Annotated in this window: 20 protein-coding genes; 12 read left to right on the forward strand and 8 right to left on the reverse strand. The window is 70.6% G+C overall.

The window, feature by feature from the left end; all coding sequences use genetic code 11:
• Positions 1 to 79: 79 nt before the first annotated feature.
• Positions 80 to 574 carry a DUF3145 domain-containing protein gene (locus ABZ453_RS12920; protein ID WP_208779624.1) on the reverse strand — a complete coding sequence of 165 codons (495 nt, stop codon included), beginning with the start codon at positions 572 to 574 and terminating at the stop codon, positions 80 to 82.
• A 257-nt stretch (positions 575 to 831) separates the two neighbouring features.
• Between ABZ453_RS12920 and ABZ453_RS12925 the strand changes: the two genes are divergently transcribed.
• Complete coding sequence (locus tag ABZ453_RS12925) at positions 832 to 1,719, forward strand: SGNH/GDSL hydrolase family protein (protein WP_359014466.1); 888 nt, start codon at positions 832 to 834, stop codon at positions 1,717 to 1,719.
• 15 nt (positions 1,720 to 1,734) lie between these two features.
• A complete protein-coding gene (locus ABZ453_RS12930) occupies positions 1,735 to 2,706 on the forward strand; it encodes an aldose epimerase family protein (RefSeq protein ID WP_359014468.1) in 972 nt (323 codons plus the stop codon).
• Positions 2,707 to 2,777: 71 nt separating this feature from the next.
• On the opposite strand, the gene ABZ453_RS12935 is transcribed toward ABZ453_RS12930, so the two are convergent.
• Positions 2,778 to 5,225: a glycoside hydrolase family 3 C-terminal domain-containing protein gene (locus ABZ453_RS12935; RefSeq protein WP_359014469.1), complete on the reverse strand. Its 2,448-nt coding sequence runs from the start codon at positions 5,223 to 5,225 to the stop codon at positions 2,778 to 2,780.
• Positions 5,226 to 5,331: 106 nt separating this feature from the next.
• Between ABZ453_RS12935 and ABZ453_RS12940 the strand changes: the two genes are divergently transcribed.
• Positions 5,332 to 5,910 (forward strand): TetR/AcrR family transcriptional regulator, encoded by a 579-nt coding sequence (locus ABZ453_RS12940; RefSeq protein WP_359014471.1) that lies wholly within the window; start codon positions 5,332 to 5,334, stop codon positions 5,908 to 5,910.
• Between the two features lie 9 nt (positions 5,911 to 5,919).
• On the opposite strand, the gene ABZ453_RS12945 is transcribed toward ABZ453_RS12940, so the two are convergent.
• Positions 5,920 to 6,258 carry a YrdB family protein gene (locus ABZ453_RS12945; protein WP_359014473.1) on the reverse strand — a complete coding sequence of 113 codons (339 nt, stop codon included), beginning with the start codon at positions 6,256 to 6,258 and terminating at the stop codon, positions 5,920 to 5,922.
• A gap of 111 nt (positions 6,259 to 6,369) precedes the next feature.
• Between ABZ453_RS12945 and ABZ453_RS12950 the strand changes: the two genes are divergently transcribed.
• Positions 6,370 to 7,623, forward strand: a complete 1,254-nt coding sequence (locus ABZ453_RS12950; RefSeq protein WP_359014475.1) for a pyroglutamyl peptidase — start codon at positions 6,370 to 6,372, stop codon at positions 7,621 to 7,623.
• A gap of 23 nt (positions 7,624 to 7,646) precedes the next feature.
• On the opposite strand, the gene ABZ453_RS12955 is transcribed toward ABZ453_RS12950, so the two are convergent.
• Together ABZ453_RS12955 and ABZ453_RS12960 are read right to left on the reverse strand one after the other, a co-directional pair.
• Positions 7,647 to 8,447: an EI24 domain-containing protein gene (locus ABZ453_RS12955; protein WP_359014477.1), complete on the reverse strand. Its 801-nt coding sequence runs from the start codon at positions 8,445 to 8,447 to the stop codon at positions 7,647 to 7,649.
• Positions 8,448 to 8,457: 10 nt separating this feature from the next.
• The gene (locus ABZ453_RS12960) at positions 8,458 to 9,321 is read right to left on the reverse strand and encodes a hypothetical protein (RefSeq protein WP_359014478.1); all 864 of its coding nucleotides are present in this window, start codon (positions 9,319 to 9,321) and stop codon (positions 8,458 to 8,460) included.
• A 198-nt stretch (positions 9,322 to 9,519) separates the two neighbouring features.
• Between ABZ453_RS12960 and ABZ453_RS12965 the strand changes: the two genes are divergently transcribed.
• The gene (locus ABZ453_RS12965; RefSeq protein ID WP_359014480.1) at positions 9,520 to 10,671 is read left to right on the forward strand and encodes a serine hydrolase domain-containing protein; all 1,152 of its coding nucleotides are present in this window, start codon (positions 9,520 to 9,522) and stop codon (positions 10,669 to 10,671) included.
• Positions 10,672 to 11,069: 398 nt separating this feature from the next.
• Here the strand turns inward: ABZ453_RS12965 and ABZ453_RS12970 are convergent, their stop codons facing one another.
• Positions 11,070 to 12,068 (reverse strand): NADP-dependent oxidoreductase, encoded by a 999-nt coding sequence (locus ABZ453_RS12970; protein WP_359014482.1) that lies wholly within the window; start codon positions 12,066 to 12,068, stop codon positions 11,070 to 11,072.
• A 148-nt stretch (positions 12,069 to 12,216) separates the two neighbouring features.
• Between ABZ453_RS12970 and ABZ453_RS12975 the strand changes: the two genes are divergently transcribed.
• Positions 12,217 to 12,654: a MarR family transcriptional regulator gene (locus tag ABZ453_RS12975; RefSeq protein WP_359014484.1), complete on the forward strand. Its 438-nt coding sequence runs from the start codon at positions 12,217 to 12,219 to the stop codon at positions 12,652 to 12,654.
• Here the strand turns inward: ABZ453_RS12975 and ABZ453_RS12980 are convergent.
• Together ABZ453_RS12980 and ABZ453_RS12985 are read right to left on the reverse strand one after the other, a co-directional pair.
• Positions 12,631 to 12,759, reverse strand: coding sequence for a hypothetical protein (locus tag ABZ453_RS12980; RefSeq protein ID WP_359014486.1), 129 nt, complete (start codon positions 12,757 to 12,759; stop codon positions 12,631 to 12,633). The two genes, ABZ453_RS12975 and ABZ453_RS12980, sit on opposite strands and share 24 nt — an antisense overlap.
• Positions 12,747 to 13,709 carry a hypothetical protein gene (locus tag ABZ453_RS12985; protein ID WP_359014488.1) on the reverse strand — a complete coding sequence of 321 codons (963 nt, stop codon included), beginning with the start codon at positions 13,707 to 13,709 and terminating at the stop codon, positions 12,747 to 12,749. Before ABZ453_RS12985 ends, ABZ453_RS12980 begins: the two co-directional genes overlap by 13 nt.
• A 258-nt stretch (positions 13,710 to 13,967) precedes the next feature.
• Between ABZ453_RS12985 and ABZ453_RS12990 the strand changes: the two genes are divergently transcribed.
• The 6 genes from ABZ453_RS12990 (at position 13,968) to mmsB (ending at position 21,283) form a co-directional block, all read left to right on the forward strand.
• Positions 13,968 to 15,125: a mandelate racemase/muconate lactonizing enzyme family protein gene (locus ABZ453_RS12990; protein ID WP_359014490.1), complete on the forward strand. Its 1,158-nt coding sequence runs from the start codon at positions 13,968 to 13,970 to the stop codon at positions 15,123 to 15,125.
• Complete coding sequence (locus ABZ453_RS12995) at positions 15,122 to 16,126, forward strand: alcohol dehydrogenase catalytic domain-containing protein (RefSeq protein WP_359014492.1); 1,005 nt, start codon at positions 15,122 to 15,124, stop codon at positions 16,124 to 16,126. Before ABZ453_RS12990 ends, ABZ453_RS12995 begins: the two co-directional genes overlap by 4 nt.
• Positions 16,127 to 16,235: 109 nt before the next feature.
• Positions 16,236 to 17,207: a hypothetical protein gene (locus ABZ453_RS13000; protein WP_359014494.1), complete on the forward strand. Its 972-nt coding sequence runs from the start codon at positions 16,236 to 16,238 to the stop codon at positions 17,205 to 17,207.
• Between the two features lie 139 nt (positions 17,208 to 17,346).
• Positions 17,347 to 18,456, forward strand: a complete 1,110-nt coding sequence (gene chvE / locus ABZ453_RS13005) for a multiple monosaccharide ABC transporter substrate-binding protein (RefSeq protein ID WP_359014496.1) — start codon at positions 17,347 to 17,349, stop codon at positions 18,454 to 18,456.
• 32 nt (positions 18,457 to 18,488) lie between these two features.
• Positions 18,489 to 20,042, forward strand: a complete 1,554-nt coding sequence (gene mmsA / locus ABZ453_RS13010) for a multiple monosaccharide ABC transporter ATP-binding protein (RefSeq protein WP_359014498.1) — start codon at positions 18,489 to 18,491, stop codon at positions 20,040 to 20,042.
• Positions 20,039 to 21,283, forward strand: a complete 1,245-nt coding sequence (gene mmsB, locus ABZ453_RS13015; protein WP_359014500.1) for a multiple monosaccharide ABC transporter permease — start codon at positions 20,039 to 20,041, stop codon at positions 21,281 to 21,283. The genes mmsA and mmsB overlap by 4 nt, the downstream gene beginning before the upstream one ends.
• The last annotated feature ends 36 nt before the right edge of the window (positions 21,284 to 21,319 follow it).

Consider the following 21,319-nt stretch of genomic DNA (forward strand, 5'->3'; position numbering starts at 1 on the left):
CAGACCCCCCCGTACGCCGGCCCCCCCACCCCCGACGGGCCCTCACCGCCCGGTGAGGGCCCTTCGGTTGTGCGGGGACTCAGACCACCTGGTGGAGCCACCGCACGGGCGCGCCCTCGCCCGCGTACCGGAACGGCTCCAACTCGTCGTCCCACGGCTTGCCGAGCAGCTTGGCGATCTCGGCCTCCAGGTCGGTCTCGTCGCGCTGGGACCGGGTCAGGGCGGCGCGCAGCCGGTCCTCCGGGATCAGGATGTCGCCGTGGATGCCGGTGACAGCGTGGAAGATGCCCAGCTCTGGGGTGCAGCTGTAGCGCTCGCCCTCGGCGGTGGGGCAGGGCTCGGCCGTGACCTCGAAGCGCAGCAGATGCCAGCCGCGCAGCGCCGACGCCAGTTTGGAGGCGGTACCGACCTCGCCCTTCCAGGAGAACTCCGAGCGCCAGGTGCCCGGCGCGGCCGGCTGCCGGATCCAGTCGAGGTTGACGCGTGTGCCGAGCACCCCGGCCACGGCCCACTCGACGTGCGGGCACAGCGCGCGCGGCGCGGAGTGCACGTACAGAACTCCACGTGTCGTCACCGGGACCTCCGGGCAGAGCGGGACATCTTGCGAACTGGCGGACGGTTGTGGCCGGGGCCACGTTTGATGGCGAGGCTACCGTGCGGCGGCGCAAGGAGTGTGACGTACCGTCGGTCCCGATGCGCCGAAACGCCCGCCATTCACCCGGCAGGACGCTTGTACGGGTGCGAACCGTTGCACGCCGCGGGGTTCGGGAACTCCCGCGCGTTGTCATGAGGGGGAGCTCCCTGTACGTCGACCGAGGGGAACAGCAGCGGATGCGGAAGCCGAGCCACCGTTCACGGGCCGCGCTCGCCGTCACGGCGGCGGCCGTTCTGGGCGTCGCCGGCTGCGACGCCGTCGGTGGCGACACGACCGCACCCACGCACCGCCCGAGGCCGACGCCGTCCTGGGACGTCAGCCCCAGCTCCATCGCGGCCGTCGGCGACTCCATCACCCGTGGTTTCGACGCGTGCACGGTGCTGTCGGACTGCCCCGAGGTGTCCTGGGCGACCGGTACGAACACCGAGGTCGACAGTCTCGCCGTCCGGCTGCTGGGCAGGGCGCGGGCGGCCGAGCGGAGCTGGAACTACGCGGTGACCGGGGCCCGGATGGCGGACCTGCCCGGGCAGATCGCGCAGGCGGTGGTGAAGCGGCCGCAGTTGGTGACGGTGATGGTGGGCGCCAACGACGCCTGCCGCAGCTCGACGTCGGCGATGACCCCGGTGGCCGACTTCCGGGCCGGCTTTCAGGACGCGCTGACCTCGCTGCGCAGGCAACTGCCGAAGACCCAGGTGTACGTGGCGAGCGTGCCGAACCTGAAGCGGCTGTGGTCCGAGGGCCGCACCAACGCGCTGGGCAAGCAGATCTGGAAGCTCGGCATCTGCCCCTCGATGCTGGGTGACGCGGACGCGCTGGACTCGGCGGCGACCCTGCGCCGGGACACCGTGCAGAAGCGCGTGGAGGACTACAACAAGGTGCTGAAGGAGGTGTGCGCCAAGGACCGCCGCTGCCGCTTCGACCAGAACGCGGTGTACGACTACCGGTTCGGCACCGACCAACTGAGCCACTGGGACTGGTTCCACCCCAGTGTGAACGGACAGGCCCGACTGGCGGAGATCGCCTACCGCACGGTCACCGCGAAAGGACGCCTGACAGGCACGTGACTTAGGGTTTCGCTCATGAGCGAACACTTCGGCACACTTCCCGACGGCACCCCGGTCCACCGCTGGACCCTGGAGCGGGCCGGAGTGCGGGTGCGGATCCTGTCGTACGGCGGGATCGTGCAGTCGGTGGAGATCCCGGACCGCACCGGCCACCGGGCGAACGTGGTGCTGGGGTTCGCCGACCTGGACGGCTATCTCGGCTGCCCCGGACCGTACTTCGGCGCCCTGATCGGCCGGTACGCCAACCGGATCGCGGGCGCCCGCTTCCCGCTGGACGGGGTGACCTACGCCCTGGAGCCGAACAACGCGCCCAACTCCCTGCACGGCGGTGAGCACGGCTTCGACAAACGCGTGTGGGACGCCCTGCCGGTGGAGCACGGGGTGCGGCTCACCCGGGTCAGCCCGCACGGCGAGGAGGGCTTCCCGGGCCGGCTGGAGGTCTCAGCGACGTACACGCTGGAGGCGGACGGCTCGCTGCGGATCGGGTACGAGGCGGTGACGGACGCGCCGACCATCGTGAACCTGACGAACCACTCGTACTGGAACCTGGCCGGCTCCGGTAGCGCGTCCGGCCACGAACTGCGCGTCGACGCCTCCCGCTACACCCCGGTCGACGCCGACCTGATCCCGACCGGTGAGCTCGATGACGTCACCGGCACACGGTTCGACTTCCGCCGGCCACGCAAGACGGGCTCCGGCTACGACCACAACTTCGTGCTCGTCGGCGGGGTGACGCAGACTCCGCGCGAGGTCGCCGAGCTGCACGACCCGGCGTCCGGCCGCGTCCTGACCGTGACGACCACCGAACCCGGCCTCCAGCTCTACACCGCCGACCATCTGCCCGAGCCCTTCACCCCGGGTGACGGCATCGCCCTGGAGACCCAGCACTTCCCCGACTCGCCGAACCGCCCGGACTTCCCCAGCACGGTGCTGCGCCCGGGCGGGGTGTTCCGCTCGGAGACGGCGTACGGCTTCGGGGTGCGCTGACCGCACGTGTGAGCCCCGGCCCAGGGGTCAGGTCCCGGGCCGGGGCTGTCTGTGGGGAGACTTGTCCCGGATCAGACGTTAATCGTCGCGGTGAGGCGGCGGTCCGTGATCGAGCGGCTGACCTGGATCTCGTACGAACCCTTCACAAACGACCACGAGCCGCTCGCTTCGTCCCACACCTCGAAGGCGCGGCGAGGCAGCGTGACGACCGCTTCGGCGCTCTCGCCGGGTCCGGCCTCGACGCCCGCGAAGCCGGCCAGATACCGGTCCGGACGCTCGGGGCCGGGTTCGGCCGGCGCCAGGTAGACCTGGACGACCTCCCGTCCCGCACGCCCGCCGGTGTTCCTGATCCGGACCCGCACCACGCTGTCGCCCTCGACCTGCACCGACTCATAGCTCCACTCGGTGTAGCCGAGGCCGTGGCCGAAGGGGTACGAGGGGGTGCGGCCCTCCTTCTCCCAGGCGCGGTAGCCGATGAACACGTCCTCGGTGTACGGCAGTTCGCCGTTCTCGGGGACCACCCGGGTGACCGGGGCGTCGGCCAGGGAGCCCCAGGTGGTGGGCAGCCGGCCGCCGGGCTCGTGGACGCCGGTGAGAACGTCCGCGAGGGCCGCGCCGCCCTCCTGGCCCGGGAACCAGCTCAGCAGCACGGCGGCGACCTCCTCGCGCCAGGGCAGTTCGACCGGGGAGCCGGAGTTGACGACCACGACGGTGTTGGGATTGGCGGCGGCGACGGCGCGGACCAGATCGTCCTGGCGGCCGGGCAGCGCGAGGTCCTTGCGGTCGAAGCCCTCCGACTCCACCCGGTCGGTGGTGGCGACCACCACCACGGCCGTGTCGGCGGCGCGCGCGGCCTCGACGGCCTCGGCGATCAGCTCGTCCGCGTCGCGCTGCGGCTCCTGGTGGGCGAGCGCGAAGGCGACGACCTTGAAGGGGGTCCCCTCGGGGAGCGCGATCACGTGGTGGAGGGAGACCTCGACCGGTTCACCCGCGGTCAGTTCGACCTCGGCGCGGGGCACGGGCGCGCCGAAGAACGCCTCGAAGGGGTCGCTGTCGTCGGCGGGGCGCTGGACGTCGTCGTAGTACGTGGTGCCGGCGACGGTGAGGGTGAAGGCGCCGGTGCCCTTGATCCCGAGGGTCTGCGTCCCGGAGTCGCGGGGGGTGAAGGTGCCGGTCAGCTCCACGGTGTGGAGGTTGTCGTGGGTGACGCCCTCGGGGAGGTCGGTGCCCATCCACTGGATCTGGCCGCTGGGGGTGCCGCGGGTGCCGATGACCTCGCCGGCCGCGTCCCGGCACACCGCGCGCAGCTCGAAGCCCCGGTCGGCGACGGCCAGTTCGGTGTTGGGGTCGGCGCCGACGGCGTAGCTGAGGCTGCCCTCGGGGAGGGCGGCGGTGAGGCCGTCGAGCGGGGAGACGATCCGGTCCGGGAAGACGGTGGCCGAACCGCCGCCCAGGACGCGGGCGTCGCGGGCGGCGGCGCCGATGAGGGCGACGGTGCCGGGCCTGAGCGGAAGGGCGTCGTTCTCGTTGCGGACCAGGACGAAGGAGCGGCGGGCGATCTCGCGGGCCAGCGCCTCGCCGTCCACGGTCGCGGGCGGTTCGGTCACGGCGGGCTCGGCGGACTCCAGGGCACCGACGCGGGCGGCGAGCCGCAGGACGTTGCGGACGGCCGCGTCGACCGTGGCCTCCTCGACCTCGCCGTCCCGCACGGCCTGGGCGAGCGCGGGGCCGTAGACGGTCTGCGGGCCGGGCATGGCCACGTCCAGGCCGCCCTCGATGGCGGCGGCCGTCGAGCGGGCGGCCATCCAGTCGGAGACGTTGTAGCCGTCGAAGCCCCACTCGCCGCGCAGCACGCCGTTCACCAGACGGGCGTGCTCGGTCATCGTCGTGCCGTTGACCGTGTTGTAGGCGGTCATGACGCCCCAGGGGCGGGCCTCGGCGACGATGATCTCGAAGGGCGCCAGGTACAGCTCGCGCAGCGCCCGCTCGCTCACCAGGTTGTTCACGGTGAAGCGGTCGGTCTCGGCGTCGTTGGCGACGAAGTGCTTGACGGTGGTGCCGACGCCGCCGGACTGGACGCCGGCGACATAGCCGGCGCCGATGCGTCCCGTCAGGTACGGGTCCTCGCTGTAGGCCTCGAAGTGCCGTCCGCCGAGCGGGGACCGGTGGAGGTTGACGGTCGGCGCGAGCAGCACGTGCACGCCCTTGCGCCGGGCCTCCTGGGCGAGCAGCGTGCCGGCGCGGCGGGCGAGAGCCGGGTCCCAGGTGGCGGCGAGGGCGGTCGGGGAGGGCAGGGCGATGGAGGGGTCGTCGGCGGTCCAGCGCACGCCCCGCACGCCGATCGGGCCGTCGGACATGACGAGGGACTTCAGCCCGATCTCCGGCAGCGCGGGCAGTGACCACACGTCCTGCCCGGACAGCAGCCGGGCCTTCGCGTCCAGGTCCAGCTTGCCCAGCGCCGCCTCGACGGCGGCCTCGCGCGCCTGGCCGGCCGGAGAGGTGTCTGCGGTTCCCGCCATCGGGGTCTCCTCATCGAGTCAGGTCGTCGTCCTGTGGGCCATCGTGCACCCGTTACCTGTAACACGGTAGGTTTCGTTATGGTGCCGTAACATTGACTGTGGGGCAATGCCGTACGGTGACGCCATGAACGCCAGGGTCAGGAGCGAGGAACGGCGCGCGGAGATCGTGCGGGCGGCGCTGGAGGTGATCGCCGAGCGCGGGTACCGGGGCGCGAGCCTGGCCGCGGTGGCGGAGCGGGTCGGGCTCACCCAGCAGGGGCTGCTGCACTACTTCCCGACGAAGGAGGCGCTGCTGGTCGCCGTGCTGAAGGAACGCGACCAGTGGGACGCCGTACCGGCGACGCAGTGGCGGGTGGACCTGCTGGCCTCGCTGGTCGAGTACAACGCGATGCGGCCCGGCATCATCCAGACCTTCTCGGCGCTGCTGGGCGAGAGCGTGACGGAGGGGCATCCGGCGCGGGCGTACTTCACCGAGCGCTACCGGCAGGTGCGCGAGAGCATGGCGGGGGTCCTGCGCACCGCGTACGGCGACCGCCTCCCGAACGGCCTGACGCCGGAGCGCACGGCCCCGCTCCTGGTCGCGGTGATGGACGGCCTCCAGTACCAGTGGCTCCTGGACCCGGACTCGGTGGACATGCCGGCCGCGTTCCGCGACTTCCTGGCGCTGCTCGGCGAGGAGGTCTGAACTCCGGTGCTACTGCCGCCAGATGACGGCGAGCGCCTTGCTCACCGCGACGACCGCGGCGAAGGCGACCGCCCAGGCCACCGCCCCGGCGGCGAACAGCGCGGCCACACCCGCCCCGAACCAGACCGCCTCGAAACCGACGCGGACCGCGCCGCGCGTCTTGTACGACGCCTTCTGCGAGCCGAACAGGGCCCACAGGACGACGAGTACGGCCGGGCCGCCGAGACCCAGCACCCAGGTGAGCGGGGCCGCCACGTCACGGGTGAAGCCCCAGTACCCGACGGCCGCGAGGGCGCCGAGCTCGATCAGGAACAGCACACCCAGATTCACGGCCTTCACGGTCCTCATGCGCGGCAGTATCCCGGTTCACACGCCATGGCGTAGACCACTTCCGTCACGGGATACTGCGGACGTCCGCACCACGCTCCCCCACGACGGCGACGGAAGGACTGAACTCCCTTGGCTTCCCTACGTGTTCGGATCGGCATTCTCGGACTGGCCATGATGGCCTCAGTGGCCTCCCCGGTGACGGCGAGTGCCGCCGCGACCGCTCCCTCCCCCACCGTCGAGGAACAGCGCCTCGACAAGGCGGTGCCGCAGGAGATACTCCGGCGCTCCGGGTTCGACGACGTGGCACCGGAGTTGGCACGCGAGCTGGGCTCGACGCACTCCTACGCCCAGGCGCGGCGGATCGTCGTGCGCGAGGGATCGGCGCTGTGGCGGCGGGCCGTGGACCGGGTGCAGGGGCGCGGACCGGCCGGCGGGGACCTGAGCCGGGACGACGACCGGCCGCTGTACTGGGCCAGGTTGGGGCTGACCCGGGAACTACGGACCTGGGAGCCTGGGTTCGCGCTGAGCGACGCGCAACGGAACGCGCTGATCGAGCAGTTGGAGCGGACCTCTCGCGGACAGACCGACGTGCGCTATCCGCACGGCAAGGGGCTCAGGCGGATCCTCCTCACCGGCTTCGACCCATTCACCCTCGACCGGGACATCCGGATCTCCAACCCCTCCGGCGCCACCGCGCTCGCCCTCGACGGCACGGTGATCCGGACCGCGAAGGGTCCGGCGCGCATCGAGACGGTCGTCTTCCCGGTGCGCTGGCAGGACTTCGCGCAGGGGACGGTGGAGCGGACGCTGCGGCGGTATCTGCCGAAGGTCGACCTGTTCACCACGGTGAGCCAGGGGCGGGTCGGGCGGTTCGACGTGGAGCGGACCAACGGGGCCTGGCGGGGCGGCTTCCCGGACAACGACAACATCTCGCGCACCGAGACCGTCCCGGTGACCGACCCCGCATCGCAGCCGCAGTGGACGACGACCACGCTGCCGTACCGGCAGATCGTGGCCGCGGACACGGGACGCTTCCCGGTCTACGACCACACCGAGGTGACCGAGATCCCGGCGGGAGGGACGACGGAGGTCGTACGGCCGGACGGTCCCACCCCGGGCTCCACGGCGCGAGCCGGTGGCGGCGGGAACTACCTCTCCAACGAGATCGCCTACCGGGCGACCCTGCTGCGGGACCGGCTGGGGCTGCACGACACCCTGCCGGGCGGGCATGTGCACACGCCGGTGCTGCAGTTCGGGGCGGGCAACACGGATCCGGCGAGCGGGACGGTGACCGATCCGGAGTTCGTGCGCAACCGGCTGGACATCGTGGCGCAGGTGCGGGCGATCCTCACCGTGGCGGCCGACGCGGCCTTCGGGAAGTGAGTGGCTTCAGAGAGTGAGCGGCTTCAGGAAATAGCCGGCTCGTCCTCGGAGTCGCCCTCCCCGGACTCGCCCTCCCCGCTCTCCTCGCCCAGCAGCTCCCGCGCCATCAGCGTCGCGCCCGCGACCGCGCCCGGCATCAGGAACACCGCCACGAACGGCACCACGAAGGCGACGGCCAGCGGGGTGCCGAAGCCCCAGACGAGGGTTCTGCGGGAGCGCAGGAGGGCGAGGCGGGCGCGGAGTTCGACGCCGCGGCGCTGGAGGGCGACGGCGGTGAGCTCCTCGGTGAGGAAGAAACCGGTGACGAAGAAGCCGATCACCGGGACGACCGTCTGTCCGACGAAGGGGATGAAACCGAGGGCGAACAGCAGGACGCCCCAGAGCGCGGCACGGACGACGATCCGCAGACTGTCGCGGGCCGAGATCCACAGCTCGCGCCAGAGCGGCAGGCCGGACTCGGGTGCCGTGCCGTCCGGGGACACGTCCCGGTCGACCTTCTCGGAGAGGTTCTCGTAGAAGGGCTGGCCGATCAGGAGGGTGACGGCGGTGAAGGTGACGACGGCCAGCAGCAGGCCGAGGGCGAACAGCACGGCGGTGAGCAGGCCGCGGAAGGCGCCCCGCCAGGGGCTGGACCAGTCGTCGGCGAAGGGCGTCGACCAGCCCACGAAGTCCTGGCCCCACAGGGCGAGGGAGGTGAGGGCAGCGACGTACAGGACGAGGGTTATCAGGCCCGGGAGCAGGCCGAAGCCGTACTGTCTCCGGTGTCCGGCCACCCAGCGTTGGCCTTTCAGGAGATAGGTGAAGCCCGCCCCAAGATCGCGCATGGGGAAGACTTTACGTTGCCGGCACCGCCACGACGATCCCCCTCTCGGCCGCGGGCGACACGGCCGCCGACACCCGTGTCGCCACCGCCCGGGCCAGCCGCCCCGTCCGCGTGGCCGCCGCGAGGAGCAGGGGCTGGACCTGTTCCAGGGCCGAGACGAACAGGTCCTCGCCGGCGACCAGGACCGGCCCGGCGGCCTTCGTCGCCGTCGCGGCCGCCTCCGTGAGGTCGGCCAGCGGCGGGAGGGTGGCGCGGACGACGCCCGCTCCGGTGGCCGCCGCGCGTTCGGCGAGGGTGACCTGGAGGGGCATCAGGGGGGCCAGGGCGGCGGTCAGGGCGTCGGCGATGCGGCGCAGTTCCGGGGAGGAGTCGCGCAGGACGTCGGCGGCGGCGCGGAGGACCGGCGTGACGGCGAGCAGGGCGCCCGCGGCCACGCCGGCCGTCGCGGGAATCAGGGGTGACGTCGCCTCGAGAAGGTCGCCGAGGGCGTTCGCGAACTCCTCGACGGCCGGCTCCAGCGCGTCCAGCACGGGCAGCAGGCTGTCGCCGAGGGCGGTCAGCAGGGCCTGCGCCGGTTCGCTGACGGGGTGGACGGCGAGCGGTGCCCCGCTGGTGCCGAGGCGGGTGAGGGTGTCGACGATGCGGTAGAAGGCCTCCTGGGCCTGCGGCGAGGCGCTGGCCTCCGCCAGTTCCGCGGTGGTCTCGCGCAGCACCCGCAGCGCTTCGGCGCCCGAGCCGTCGCGCGGGTCGAAGGTGTTGAGGGCGATCCTGGTGATGTTCCCGGCCGTCTCCAGGAGTTGGCCGGTGATGTCGGTGGTGTTGCGTGCCATGCGCAGCACGTCCTGCCTGCTGGGGAGCGGAGGGATCGTTGCCATGGGCTCTCCTCGCCTCACGGACGTCACCGGTCGGTCGCCCCCTCAGCATGCCCCCTTCGCGTGCCGCGTGCTGGGCCATCCGGGGCATCGGTGACGCGAACTCTCGCCGCGTGCGGTTGAGTCGTACAGGTACATCGCGCCGTATCGATCTCGGGGAGCTCCCACAGAGGCGTGCAGCGGTTCAGGTGAGGAGAGCGGATGACGAAGGAGATCCACGGCGCCGTCGCCGATGGCTTCGAGGCGGTGCGTGAGGAGTTCGCCGCGTTCGTCGCGGGGGAACGGGACGACTACGAGGGGCAGTTGTGCGCCTATGTGCACGGCCGCAGGGTGGTCGACCTGTGGGCGGGGGACGGTGTCGCGGCCGACTCCCTCTACGCCGTGTACTCGTCGACCAAGGGAGCCGCGCATCTCGTGGTGGCCCTGCTGGTGCAGGACGGCACGCTGGAACTGGACCGCAAAGTCACCTACTACTGGCCGGAGTTCGCCGCGGAGGGCAAGGGGGCGCTGACGCTGCGCGAGCTGATCTCGCACCGGGCGGGCGTGGTCGGCACGGACACCGGCTTCACGGCCGAGGAGATGGCCGACGACCGGGCGATCGCGGAGCGGCTCGCCGACCAGAAGCCGTTCTGGCGTCCGGGTTCGGCGTTCGGCTACCACGCGCTGGTGATCGGCGCGCTGACCGGTGAGGTGGTGCGGCGGGCCACCGGCCACACGCTCCAGCAGGTGTACGAGGAGCGGATCCGGGCGCCGTACGGCCTCGACTTCCATCTGGGGCTGCCGGCCGCGCTGGAGTCCCGGTACCGGCCCGTGCAGCCGATGATGCCGACTCCGCAGCAGCAGGCGGCGCTGGACGCGGCCCAGACCGGCCCGCACACGCTGGCCTCGATCGCCTTCAACACGCATGTGCCGAACCCGGGGACGCTGGTCGACTACGCCAACTCCCGTACCGTGCGCGCCAAGGGTCCGGCGTCGGCGGGCGGGGTGGCGGCCGCGCGGGGGCTGGCCGGGATGTACGCGGCGACGATCAGCGAACTCGCCGACCGTCCGCCGCTGCTGAAGCCGGACACGATCGCCGAGGTGGGCCAGATCCACTCCATCGGCTACGACCTGGTGGCCCGCACCCACAAGTCGTACGGCCTCGGCTTCCAGGCCACCGCCGACACCTGGCATCCCTTCCTGGGCGCGGGCGCCTTCGGCCACAGCGGCGCCGGCGGCTCCCAGGCCTTCGCCGACCCCCGCACGGGCCTGTCCTACGGCTACACCCGCCGCCGCCTCGCCTTCCCGGGCGGAGCGGCCCCGGAAAACCAACGCCTGGTCAGAGCCGTACACACGGCGGCACTGACGGTCTGACGGCCCAGCGCCCCCAACCCCGTCCACAGTCCCGACCCCCGGCCCATCACAACCAACGGCACATGCCCACCAACCCCGGCCGTCCCCACGCCACCGACCGCGAAGAGAGCCGGAGGGGGCGCGCCGGTGTCGACAGGCCGAACGCGCGGAGGCGCGAAGCGCTGAGCACGATCGGTCTGTCGACACCGGCACAAAGCGCCCCCGGAGGCGAACGAAGCCAAAAGAGAGGCGGCGCGAAGCGCTGAGCACGATCGGCCTGTCGACACCGGCACAAAGCGCCCCCGGAGGCGAACGAAGCCAAAAGAGAGGCCGCACCCCACGTCCAAGGGTGCGGCCTTCGTCTGGGGAACGAGTGGGTCGGAGTGGCGTCACGGTGATGTCGCCATGACCGTGACGTCTTACAGCTTGACGATCATCTTGCCCGTGTTGTCGCCGCGCAGGACGCCGAGGAACGCCTCCAGGTTGTTCTCGATGCCCTCGACCACGGTCTCCCGGTACTTCAGCCGGCCCGAGGCGACCCACGGGGCCACCTCGCGGACGAACTCCGGCTGCAGGTCGTAGTGGTCGCCGACCAGGAAGCCCTCGATGCGGCCGCGGGTCTGGATCAGCCGGGCGAGGTTGCGCGGGCCCGGCGCGGGCTCGGTGTTGTTGTAGACGGAGATCATCCCGCACACGGCGATCCGGCCGCCCTGGTTGAGCTGCCCGATCGCGGCCTCCAGGTGGTCACCGCCGACGTTGTCGAAGTAGACGTCGATCCCGTCGGGCGCGGCCTCGCGCAGCTGCTCGCTCACCGAGCCGTTCTTGTAGTTGAACGCGGCGTCGAAGCCGTACTCCTCCACGAGCAGCTTGACCTTCTCGTCGGAGCCGGCCGAGCCGATGACCCGCGAGGCGCCCTTCAGCTTGGCGATCTGCCCCACCTGGCTGCCGACCGCGCCGGCCGCGCCGGAGACGAAGACGGAGTCGCCCTCCTTGAAGGAGGCGGTGCGCAGCAGACCGGCGTAGGCGGTGAGGCCGGTCATGCCGAGAACGCCGAGGTACGTCGACAGGGGCGCGGCGTCCGCGTCCACCTTGACGGCGTTCTTCGCGTCCACCACCGCGTACTCGCGCCAGCCGAAGAAGTGCAGCACGTGGTCGCCGACGGCGATGCCCTCGGCGTTGGAGGCGACGACCTCGCCGACCGCGCCGCCCTGCATGACCTTGCCCAGCTCGAAGGGGGCGACGTAGGACTTCGCGGCGCTCATCCGGCCACGCATGTACGGGTCGACGGAGAGGTACTCGTTGCGGACGAGGACCTGGCCCTCGCCCGGCGTCGGGGCCTCCGTCTCGACCAGGGCGAAGTCCTCGGGCTTCGGCCAGCCGACGGGACGGCTGAGCAGGTGCCATTCGCGGTTGATCATGACAGGGCCTTTCCTTGCGTATGAGGTGCCTTGCGGAGCGTGTGCATTGCCTGCGGAGACAGTGCCCGCGGAGGCAAATACTTCAGCATCTGAAACAACCATGCCGCTGAATATTTCAGGTTGTCAAGTAACCGGGTACCCTGGAACCATGTCCACCACACCGAAGACCCGTCGGCCCGACGCGCTGACCCTGGAGGTCGTCGAGCTCATCGGCGACGTCGTGGCCCGTTTCTACGCGGACTACGAGGACGCGGCGGGCGAGCACGCGCTCACCGGCACCCAGGCACGCCTGCTGAGCCTGCTGTCGCTGGAGCCACTGCCGATGCGGAAGCTGGCGCAGAAGCTGAAGTGCGAGCCGTCCAACGTCACCGGGATCGTGGACCGCCTGGAGTCGCGGGGACTGGTGGAGCGCCGCCCGGACCCGGCGGACCGCCGGGTGAAGCTGGCGGCGGCGACGGACGAGGGGCGCCGGGTCGCCCGGGAGCTGCGCGAGGGACTGCGCTTCGCGCGCGAGCCGCTCGCGGGCCTCTCCGAGGAGGAGCGGCTGTCTTTGCGGGATTTGCTACAGCGGATGCTGGCGGCCTGAGCCGAGGGTGGACCCCGGGTCGACGGCGGGCCCCGGGCCGAGGGCGGGCCCCGCGTCGAGGGCGGGCCCCGCGTCGAGGGCGGGCCCGAGCCTCAGCTGCACCACCACAGGAACCGTGTGCAGGTCTGCGACGGGGACGGGTCCGGGCTGGAGGCCGAGGTCGTCGGGGCCGACGCGGTGGGGGTCGCGGCCGGACCGGTCGCGGCAGGGGTGCTCGGACGGGTGGTGACCGTCGCGGACTGGGCACCCTGCGAGGGCTTGTCGTCCTTGGACTTGTCCTTGGGGGACTTCGAGGACGACGGGGAGGCCGAGGGATCGGCCGTGGATGCGGGAGCGCCCGTGCCCGTCCTGTCGGCCACCGGCTTCGCGGTGGTGCCCGCCTCCTTCGAGGCGTCGCCGTCCGCCGAGTCGCCCCCGGCCGCGGCCGGCTTCGGGGTGGAGAAGGGCGCGTCCATGCCCAGCTCCGCCAGGCTGAGCCCGCCGGCCGCCAGCACGACCGCCGTGACGATCAGCAGCGTCCGCCGGCGTCGGCGTCGATGCGCCGCGGCCTTGCGGTCCCGTCGGCTCGCGGCACCCCCGGGACCCGTGGAACCGGCGACCGCGTCGGCCCCCTCCGCGTCCCCGCCACGGCCGCGTCCACGCCCCCGGCTCTGCCCGCGCCGTGCCGCCCGGCCCTCCGCCGGGACACCCACCGGGCCGGCGCCCTCAGCGCCGTCGCCCTCACCACCGGGGCCCGCGGCGCCGACGAAGCTCTCGGCCTCCTCCGCGTCCCCGCCACGGCCGCGTCCACGCCCCCGGCTCTGCGCGCGCCGTGCCGCCCGGCCGCCGGTCGGGGCAGCCGCCTCCCGGTGGTCGTCCTCGGTGCCGCCTTCCTCCGGGCCGCCACCCTCGGTGCCGTCGTCCTCGTCGCCGTACGGGCCCTCATCGCCGTAGCCGTCGTAGGCGGGCACGCGCGCGCGTTCCGTCTGTGCGCGGAGCTCTTCGAGGGACGCGCCGCAGCCCGGGCAGGCGAGGGCGCCGTTGAGGTGCCGTCGGCACGGGTGGCAGTAGTCCATGACGCGGGAAGACTAAGTTCCTGACGGGTCACGTTCCTAGGCACGGCTGTGAAGGTTGTGTAATGAACGGCCCATCGCGGCGTGGCGAGTTGAGGCATCCTTCCCGATCGCACCGAAACCGCCGTCGAAAGCCGCACCGAAAGCAGTGTCGAAACCGTTATGCGTTCGACCCATTGACACTCCCCATACCCCGTCCTTACTGTCACGCCAGCATTTCGAACGTGTGACGAAATATCGAACAGCTGAGGGGCAATCTCCGTGCGCATCACCGGAATCAGCACACACGTGGTCGGGACGCCTTGGCGCAACCTGACCTACGTCCAGGTGCACACCGACGAAGGGATCACGGGAGTCGGCGAGACCCGGATGCTCGGTCACACCGACGCGCTGATCGGCTATCTGCGTGAGGCCGAGGCCAACCACATTCTGGGCTCCGACCCCTTCGCGGTGGAAGACCTCGTGCGCCGGATGAAGTACGGCGACTACGGCCGCGCGGGCGAGATCGTGATGTCCGGCATCGCGGTGATCGAGATGGCCTGCTGGGACATCAAGGGCAAGGCGCTCGGCGTGCCGGTCTGGCAGCTGCTGGGCGGCAAGGTCACCGACAAGGTCAAGGCGTACGCCAACGGCTGGTACACCACGGAGCGGACTCCGGAGGCCTATCACAAGGCCGCGCAGGGCGTCGTGGAACGCGGCTACAAGGCGCTGAAGATCGACCCCTTCGGCACCGGCCACTTCGAGCTGGACCACGAGCAGACCCTGTACGCGGTCTCCCTGATCGAGGCCGTGCGCGACGCGATCGGCCCCGACGCCGAGCTGATGCTGGAGATGCACGGCCGCTTCTCCCCCGCCACCGCCGTCCGTCTCGCGAACGAGCTGGCGCCCTTCAAGCCCGCGTGGCTGGAGGAACCCTGCCCGCCGGAGAACCTGAAGGCGCTGGAGAAGGTCGCCGCCAAGGTCGACATCCCGGTCGCCACCGGTGAGCGCATCCACGACCGGATCGAGTTCCGCGAGCTCTTCGAGAGCCAGGCCGTCGACATCATCCAGCCGGACGTCGGCCACATCGGCGGCATCTGGGAGACCCGCAAGCTCGCCGCCACCGCCGAGACCCACTACGTGCTCGTCGCCCCGCACAACGTGGGCGGCTCGGTGCTCACCGCCGCCTCTCTCCAGGTCGGCTTCACCTCCCCCAACTTCAAGATCCTGGAGCACTTCAACGACTTCGCGGACGCGGAGATCAAGAAGGTGGTCAAGGGGGCGCCGGAGGTCGTGGACGGCTACTTCCACCTCTCCGACAAGCCCGGCCTCGGGGTCGAGCTGGACGTCGACGCCGCCGCCGAGTTCCCGCAGCAGCAGGCCCGTTTCGACCTGTGGGCCGAGGGCTGGGAGCAGCGCAAGCCCAAGGGCAGCAAGTGAGCGGCGCCGTCGTCATCGAGGCGCCCGGCGAGCACCGGCTCACCGAGCACACGCCTCGGCCGCCGGAGGCCGGCGAGGCCCTGGTCCGCGTCCACGCGGTCGGCATCTGCGGCAGCGACCGCGAGGTGTACCAGGGCAACCGGCCCGAGGGGTACGTCCGCTATCCGGTCACCCCGGGCCACGAGTGGTCCGGGACGGTCGAGGCGGTCGGGGCCGGGGTGCCTTCGAGTCTTGTCGGCCGCAAGGTCGTCGGCGAGGGCTTCCGCAACTGCCAGGTCTGCGATCGTTGTCATGCGGGCGAGACCACGCTGTGCACGGCCGGGTACGAGGAGACCGGGTTCACCGAGCCGGGGGCCATGGCCACCACGCTCACCCTGCCGGCCCGGTTGCTGCACGTCCTGCCCGACGACGCCGATCTGACGGCCGCCGCGCTCCTGGAGCCGGCCGCCTGTATCGCGGCCGCCGCGCTCAAGGCGAACGCGCTGCCGGGTGAGCGGGTCGCGGTCGTGGGCACGGGCACGCTCGGGATGTTCGCCGTTCAGTTCCTGAAGGCGGGCTCCCCGGCGGAGCTGCTGGTGGTCGGGACGCGACCCGACCGGGCGGAGCTGTCGAAAGCTTTCGGTGCCACCGACTTCCGTACGAAGGACCAGGAGCTCCCCGACGACTTCGACGTGGTGATCGAAACCGCCGGGTCCGCGTCCGCCGCGCGCACCGCCGCCTCCCTGCTCAGGCGAGGCGGACGCCTGGTCCTGACGGGGATCCCGGCGCCGGGCGCCGAGGGTCTCGACCCGACCGATCTCGTCGTACGGCAGCTGGAGGTGCACACCGTCTTCGGTGCGCCGCCGGACGCCTGGGCGCACACGGTGCGGGTGTTCGGGGCCGGGCTGCTCGATCCCCTGCCCCTGGTCACGCACGAGCTGCCGCTGGAGGAGTTCCCGCAGGCGATCGAGCTGGTCGGGTCCGGCGATCCGAAGGTGGGCAAGGTGCTGCTCCGCCCCTAGACGTACGCCGGTACGGGGGCGACCTGACGGCCCCCGTACCGGCGTACACCAGCCCCCCATGACTTGAGCCGCGAACCTCGTCCGAAATATCGAACACGAAGGACAGCTTGTGACGACCGACGCTTCCGCCTCGGCGGCCCGCCGACCCGGTGAGCAGGCGCTCACCGCCCTCGGTCTGGGCGCGCCCGCCCCCGACCCCGCCGACGCCTCTCCGCACACCTTCCCCGGCGGCGGCAAGTGGCGCACCGAGATCCCCTCGTGCGAGGGGCCCGAAGCGCTGGCCGTCGTACTCAAGGAGTCCTCGCGCCTGGACGTGCCGATCCACCGGATCAGCCAGGGCAGCGGGGTGTGGATGCTGACCGACGCCGAGATCACCGAGATGGTCGAGGCGACGGCCGAACGCGACATCGAGCTCTGCCTGTTCACCGGCCCGCGCGGCACCTGGGACATCGGCGGCTCGGTACGGTCCGACTCACGGGGGGCCGGACTGCGCGCCCGGGGCCACGACGCCGTCGCCGGATGCGTCGAAGACGCCGTGCGGGCAACGGAGTTGGGCGTCAAGTGCCTGCTCGTCGCCGACGAGGGCGTGCTGTGGACGCTGCACCGGGCGCGCGAGGCGGGGATCATCCCGGCGGACACCACGCTGAAGGTCTCGGCGCTGATCGGCCCCGTCAACCCCGCCTCGTACGCGGTGTACGAGCGGCTCGGCGCCGACTCCCTCAACGTGCCCAGCGACCTGACGCTGGATCACCTCACCGAGATCCGGCGGGTGTCGGCCGCCCCCATGGACATGTACATCGAGGCCCCCGACGACCTCGGCGGCTACATCCGGATGTACGAGGTCGCCGAGCTCATCCGCCGCGGCGCGCCGCTGTACCTGAAGTTCGGCCTGTCCAAGAGCCCCGGCATCTACCCGTACGGGCACCATCTGCGGGACCTGACGCTGGCCACCGCGCGAGAGCGGGTGCGACGGGGGCGGCTCGCCCTGGATCTGCTCGCCCGGCACGGAGCCGAGGGCGAGATGGCGCCCCTCGGCTCCCGGCTGCCCGGAACGCTCAACCGGTTCGAAACCACCGCATAACGTTCCGGAAACTCCTCTTCACAAAAGAAGACGTAGTCCCACAGAATCCCACAAACCCTCGGTCTCCCGCACCGCCTCGGAGCGTCTACGCATCGCCAGGCCGAGCCCCGTCCCCACACACACATCAAGGATGATGATCATGCGTACTCGCAGAGCCGCATTCGCCGCCATAGCCGGCGCCGCCTCGCTCGCCCTCACCCTGTCCGCCTGCGGACAGAGCAGCTCGGGCGGCAGCAAGGAGAAGGCCGCCGACACCAAGGGCGGGACCATCGGCATCGCGATGCCGACCAAGTCCTCCGAGCGCTGGATCGCCGACGGCAACAACGTCGTCAAGGACCTGAAGGCCAAGGGCTACAAGACCAAGCTGGTCTACGGCGAGGACGACCCCGACACCCAGGTCTCGCAGATCGAGAACCTGATCACGCAGGGCGTCAAGGGCCTGATCGTCGCGGCCATCGACAACAAGTCCCTGAACAACGTGCTTCAGGAGGCCGCGTCGGCCAACATCCCGGTCATCGCCTACGACCGCCTCATCCTCGGCACCAAGAACGTCGACTACTACGCCTCGTTCGACAACGAGAAGGTCGGCGTGCTCCAGGGCACGTACATCATCCAGAAGCTCGGTCTGGACAAGGGCAAGAAGGGCCCCTTCAACATCGAGCTGTTCGCGGGCTCCAACGACGACAACAACACCAAGTACTTCTTCAACGGCGCGATGAGCGTGCTCCAGCCGTACATCGACAAGAAGCAGCTGGTGGTCAAGTCCAAGCAGACCGCCCTCAACCAGGTCACCACCCTGCGCTGGGACGGCGCCACCGCCCAGAAGCGCATGGAGGACATCCTGACCTCCACGTACTCCAGCGCCAAGGTCGACGCGGTCCTCTCGCCGTACGACGGCATCTCCATCGGCATCCTCGCCGCCCTGAAGTCGGACGGCTACGGCTCCGCCAGCAAGCCGCTGCCGGTCATCACCGGCCAGGACGCCGAACTCGCCTCGGTGAAGTCGATCATCGCGGGCCAGCAGACGCAGACCGTCTACAAGGACACCCGCAAGCTCGCCGACGTGGCCGCGGCCATGGTGGACGACGTCCTCAACAAGAAGACGCCCCAGACCAACGACACCAAGACCTACGACAACGGCACCAAGGTCGTCCCGGCCATGCTGCTGCAGCCGGTGAGCGTGGACAAGACCAACTACGAGGACGTCCTCGTCAAGGGCGGCTACTACACCGACGCCGAACTCAAGTAACCCCGCCCACCTACTGATTGGAAGGCACGACCATGGCGGGACCCGTCCTGGAAATGCGCTCTATCGTCAAGACCTTTCCCGGCGTCAAGGCACTGTCGGACGTCACACTGACCGTCCGTCAGGGCGAGGTCCACGCCATCTGCGGGGAGAACGGCGCCGGCAAGTCCACCCTGATGAAGGTGCTCTCCGGCGTCCATCCGCACGGCTCCTACGAGGGCGAGATCCTCTTCGAGGGAGAGGTCTGCGAGTTCAAGGACATCCGGGCCAGTGAGCACCGGGGCATCGTGATCATCCACCAGGAGCTGGCGCTGTCGCCGTACCTCTCCCTGGCGGAGAACATCTTCCTCGGCAACGAGCACGCCAAGGGCGGGTTCATCGACTGGCGGGAGACCCTGCGGCACGCCACCGAACTGCTGCGCCGGGTCGGTCTGGAGGACCACCCGGAGACCCGCGTCGCCGACATCGGCGTGGGCAAGCAGCAGCTGGTGGAGATCGCGAAGGCGCTGTCGAAGAAGGTCAAGCTGCTCATCCTGGATGAGCCGACCGCGGCCCTGAACGACGAGGACAGCGACAAACTCCTCAATCTCATCCTGGAGTTGAAGAACCAGGGCATCACCTCGATCATCATCTCCCACAAGCTCAACGAGATCCGCAAGGTGGCCGACTCGGTGACCATCCTGCGCGACGGGCGGTCCATCGAGACCCTCGACGTGAAGGCGAAGGAGACCACCGAGGACCGGATCATCTCCGGCATGGTCGGCCGCGACCTCGACCACCGCTTCCCCGAGCGCACCCCGCACGAGGCGGCGGACCCGAAGGCGGCGCCCGCGCTGGAGATCCGCAACTGGACCGTGCACCACCCCATCGACCAGCAGCGCAAGGTGGTCGACGACGTCTCGATCAACGTGCGCCGCGGGGAGATCGTGGGCATCGCGGGCCTGATGGGCGCCGGCCGCACCGAACTGGCGATGAGCGTGTTCGGGCGCACCTACGGCCGGTACACGGGCGGCACGGTCCTCAAGGACGGCACGGAGATCCGTACCAAGACCGTCTCGGAGGCGGTCGACAACGGCATCGCGTACGTCACCGAGGACCGCAAGCACTACGGCCTCAACCTCATCGACACCATCAACCGCAACATCTCGCTGACCGCGCTCACCAAGGTCGCCAAGCGGGGCGTGGTCGACGAGCACGAGGAGCGGCAGGTCGCCGAGGGCTTCCGCAAGTCCATGAACATCAAGGCGCCGACCGTCTTCGAGCCGGTGGGCAAGCTGTCCGGCGGCAACCAGCAGAAGGTCGTCCTCAGCAAGTGGATCTTCGCGGGTCCGGACGTGCTGATCCTGGACGAGCCCACGCGCGGTATCGACGTGGGCGCCAAGTACGAGATCTACACGGTCATCGACCAGCTGGCCGCCCAGGGCAAGGCGGTCGTCTTCATCTCCTCCGAACTGCCCGAGCTGCTCGGCATGTGCGACCGCATCTACACGATGGCCGCCGGGCGGCTGACGGGTGAGGTTCCGCGGGCCGAGGCCACGCAGGAAGTGCTGATGCGCCACATGACAAAGGACAAAGAGGTATCGCGATGAGCACGGACGTCACCGACAAGGTCTCGGCGGCCCCGCCGCCGGGCAAGGGCGGCTCGGGCGACGGCACGGGCCTGGTGCAGCTGGTGCTGGGCGGGCTGCGCCGCAACATGCGCCAGTACGGCATGCTGATCGCGCTGGGCCTGATCGTCGTCCTCTTCCAGGTCTGGACGGGCGGGGACCTGCTGCTGCCGCGCAACGTCTCCAACCTGGTGCTGCAGAACAGCTACATCCTGATCCTGGCGATCGGCATGATGCTGGTCATCATCGCCGGGCACATCGACCTCTCGGTCGGCTCACTGACCGCGTTCGTGGGCGCGTTCGCGGCCGTACTGACGGTCAGTCACGGGGTGCCGTGGCCGGTCGCGTTGGTGCTGTGCCTGCTGATGGGCGCGGTGGCCGGTGCCGTACAGGGCGTGTTGATCGCCTACTTCGGCATACCGTCCTTCATCGTCACACTCGCCGGCATGCTGCTCTTCCGCGGTCTGACCGAGATCCTGCTCAAGGGCCAGACCCTCGGCCCGTTCCCGAACGGTCTGCAGAAGCTCGGCAACGGCTTCCTGCCGGCGGTCGGCCCGAACACCAACTACCACAACATCACGCTGCTGCTCGGCCTGGTGCTGATCGTGGCCGTGGTGTGGCAGGAGGTCCGTGACCGGCGCCGGCAGGCGGAGTTCTCCCTCGAGGTGGTGCCGAGGAACCTCTTCCTGCTCAAGCTGGTCGCCATCGTCGCCGCGATCCTCGCCCTGACCATGCTGCTGGCCAGCTACAACGGCGCCCCGATCATCCTGATCGTGCTCGGTGTGCTGGTGGTCGGCTACGGCTACGTCATGCGCAACGCGGTCTTCGGCCGGCACATCTACGCGATCGGCGGCAATCTGCCGGCCGCGAAGCTGTCCGGCGTCAAGGACAAGAAGGTCACCTTCTACGTCTTCCTGAACATGGGCGTGCTCGCGGCCCTGGCGGGTCTGGTGGTCGCCTCCCGTCTGAACGCGGCCTCGCCGAAGGCGGGCCTGAACTTCGAACTCGAGGCGATCGCCTCGTCGTTCATCGGTGGCGCGTCCATGAGCGGCGGTGTGGGAACCGTCCTCGGCGCGATCATCGGTGGTCTCGTCCTCGGTGTGCTGAACAACGGCATGAACCTTCTCGGCGTCGGCACCGACTGGCAACAGGTCATCAAGGGCCTCGCCCTGCTGGCCGCGGTCGGCTTCGACGTCTGGAACAAGCGCAAGTCCGGTTCATAAGTCAGCTCGGGCCCCGCCGGAAGCGGCGGGGCCCCA

Source organism: Streptomyces sp. NPDC005799 (genome assembly GCF_040630525.1).
In the GTDB taxonomy this organism is placed as follows: domain Bacteria; phylum Actinomycetota; class Actinomycetes; order Streptomycetales; family Streptomycetaceae; genus Streptomyces; species Streptomyces griseorubiginosus_B.

Coding starts and splice junctions, on each gene's coding strand:
- ABZ453_RS12925 (WP_359014466.1), top strand. CDS start 832: ATGCGGAAGCCGAGCCACCGTTCACGGGCCGCGCTCGCCGTCACGGCG.
- ABZ453_RS12930 (WP_359014468.1), top strand. CDS start 1,735: ATGAGCGAACACTTCGGCACACTTCCCGACGGCACCCCGGTCCACCGC.
- ABZ453_RS12935 (WP_359014469.1), bottom strand. CDS start 5,225: ATGGCGGGAACCGCAGACACCTCTCCGGCCGGCCAGGCGCGCGAGGCC.
- ABZ453_RS12940 (WP_359014471.1), top strand. CDS start 5,332: ATGCCGTACGGTGACGCCATGAACGCCAGGGTCAGGAGCGAGGAACGG.
- ABZ453_RS12945 (WP_359014473.1), bottom strand. CDS start 6,258: ATGAGGACCGTGAAGGCCGTGAATCTGGGTGTGCTGTTCCTGATCGAG.
- ABZ453_RS12955 (WP_359014477.1), bottom strand. CDS start 8,447: ATGCGCGATCTTGGGGCGGGCTTCACCTATCTCCTGAAAGGCCAACGC.
- ABZ453_RS12960 (WP_359014478.1), bottom strand. CDS start 9,321: ATGGCAACGATCCCTCCGCTCCCCAGCAGGCAGGACGTGCTGCGCATG.
- ABZ453_RS12965 (WP_359014480.1), top strand. CDS start 9,520: ATGACGAAGGAGATCCACGGCGCCGTCGCCGATGGCTTCGAGGCGGTG.
- ABZ453_RS12970 (WP_359014482.1), bottom strand. CDS start 12,068: ATGATCAACCGCGAATGGCACCTGCTCAGCCGTCCCGTCGGCTGGCCG.
- ABZ453_RS12975 (WP_359014484.1), top strand. CDS start 12,217: ATGTCCACCACACCGAAGACCCGTCGGCCCGACGCGCTGACCCTGGAG.
- ABZ453_RS12985 (WP_359014488.1), bottom strand. CDS start 13,709: ATGGACTACTGCCACCCGTGCCGACGGCACCTCAACGGCGCCCTCGCC.
- chvE (WP_359014496.1), top strand. CDS start 17,347: ATGCGTACTCGCAGAGCCGCATTCGCCGCCATAGCCGGCGCCGCCTCG.
- mmsA (WP_359014498.1), top strand. CDS start 18,489: ATGGCGGGACCCGTCCTGGAAATGCGCTCTATCGTCAAGACCTTTCCC.
- mmsB (WP_359014500.1), top strand. CDS start 20,039: ATGAGCACGGACGTCACCGACAAGGTCTCGGCGGCCCCGCCGCCGGGC.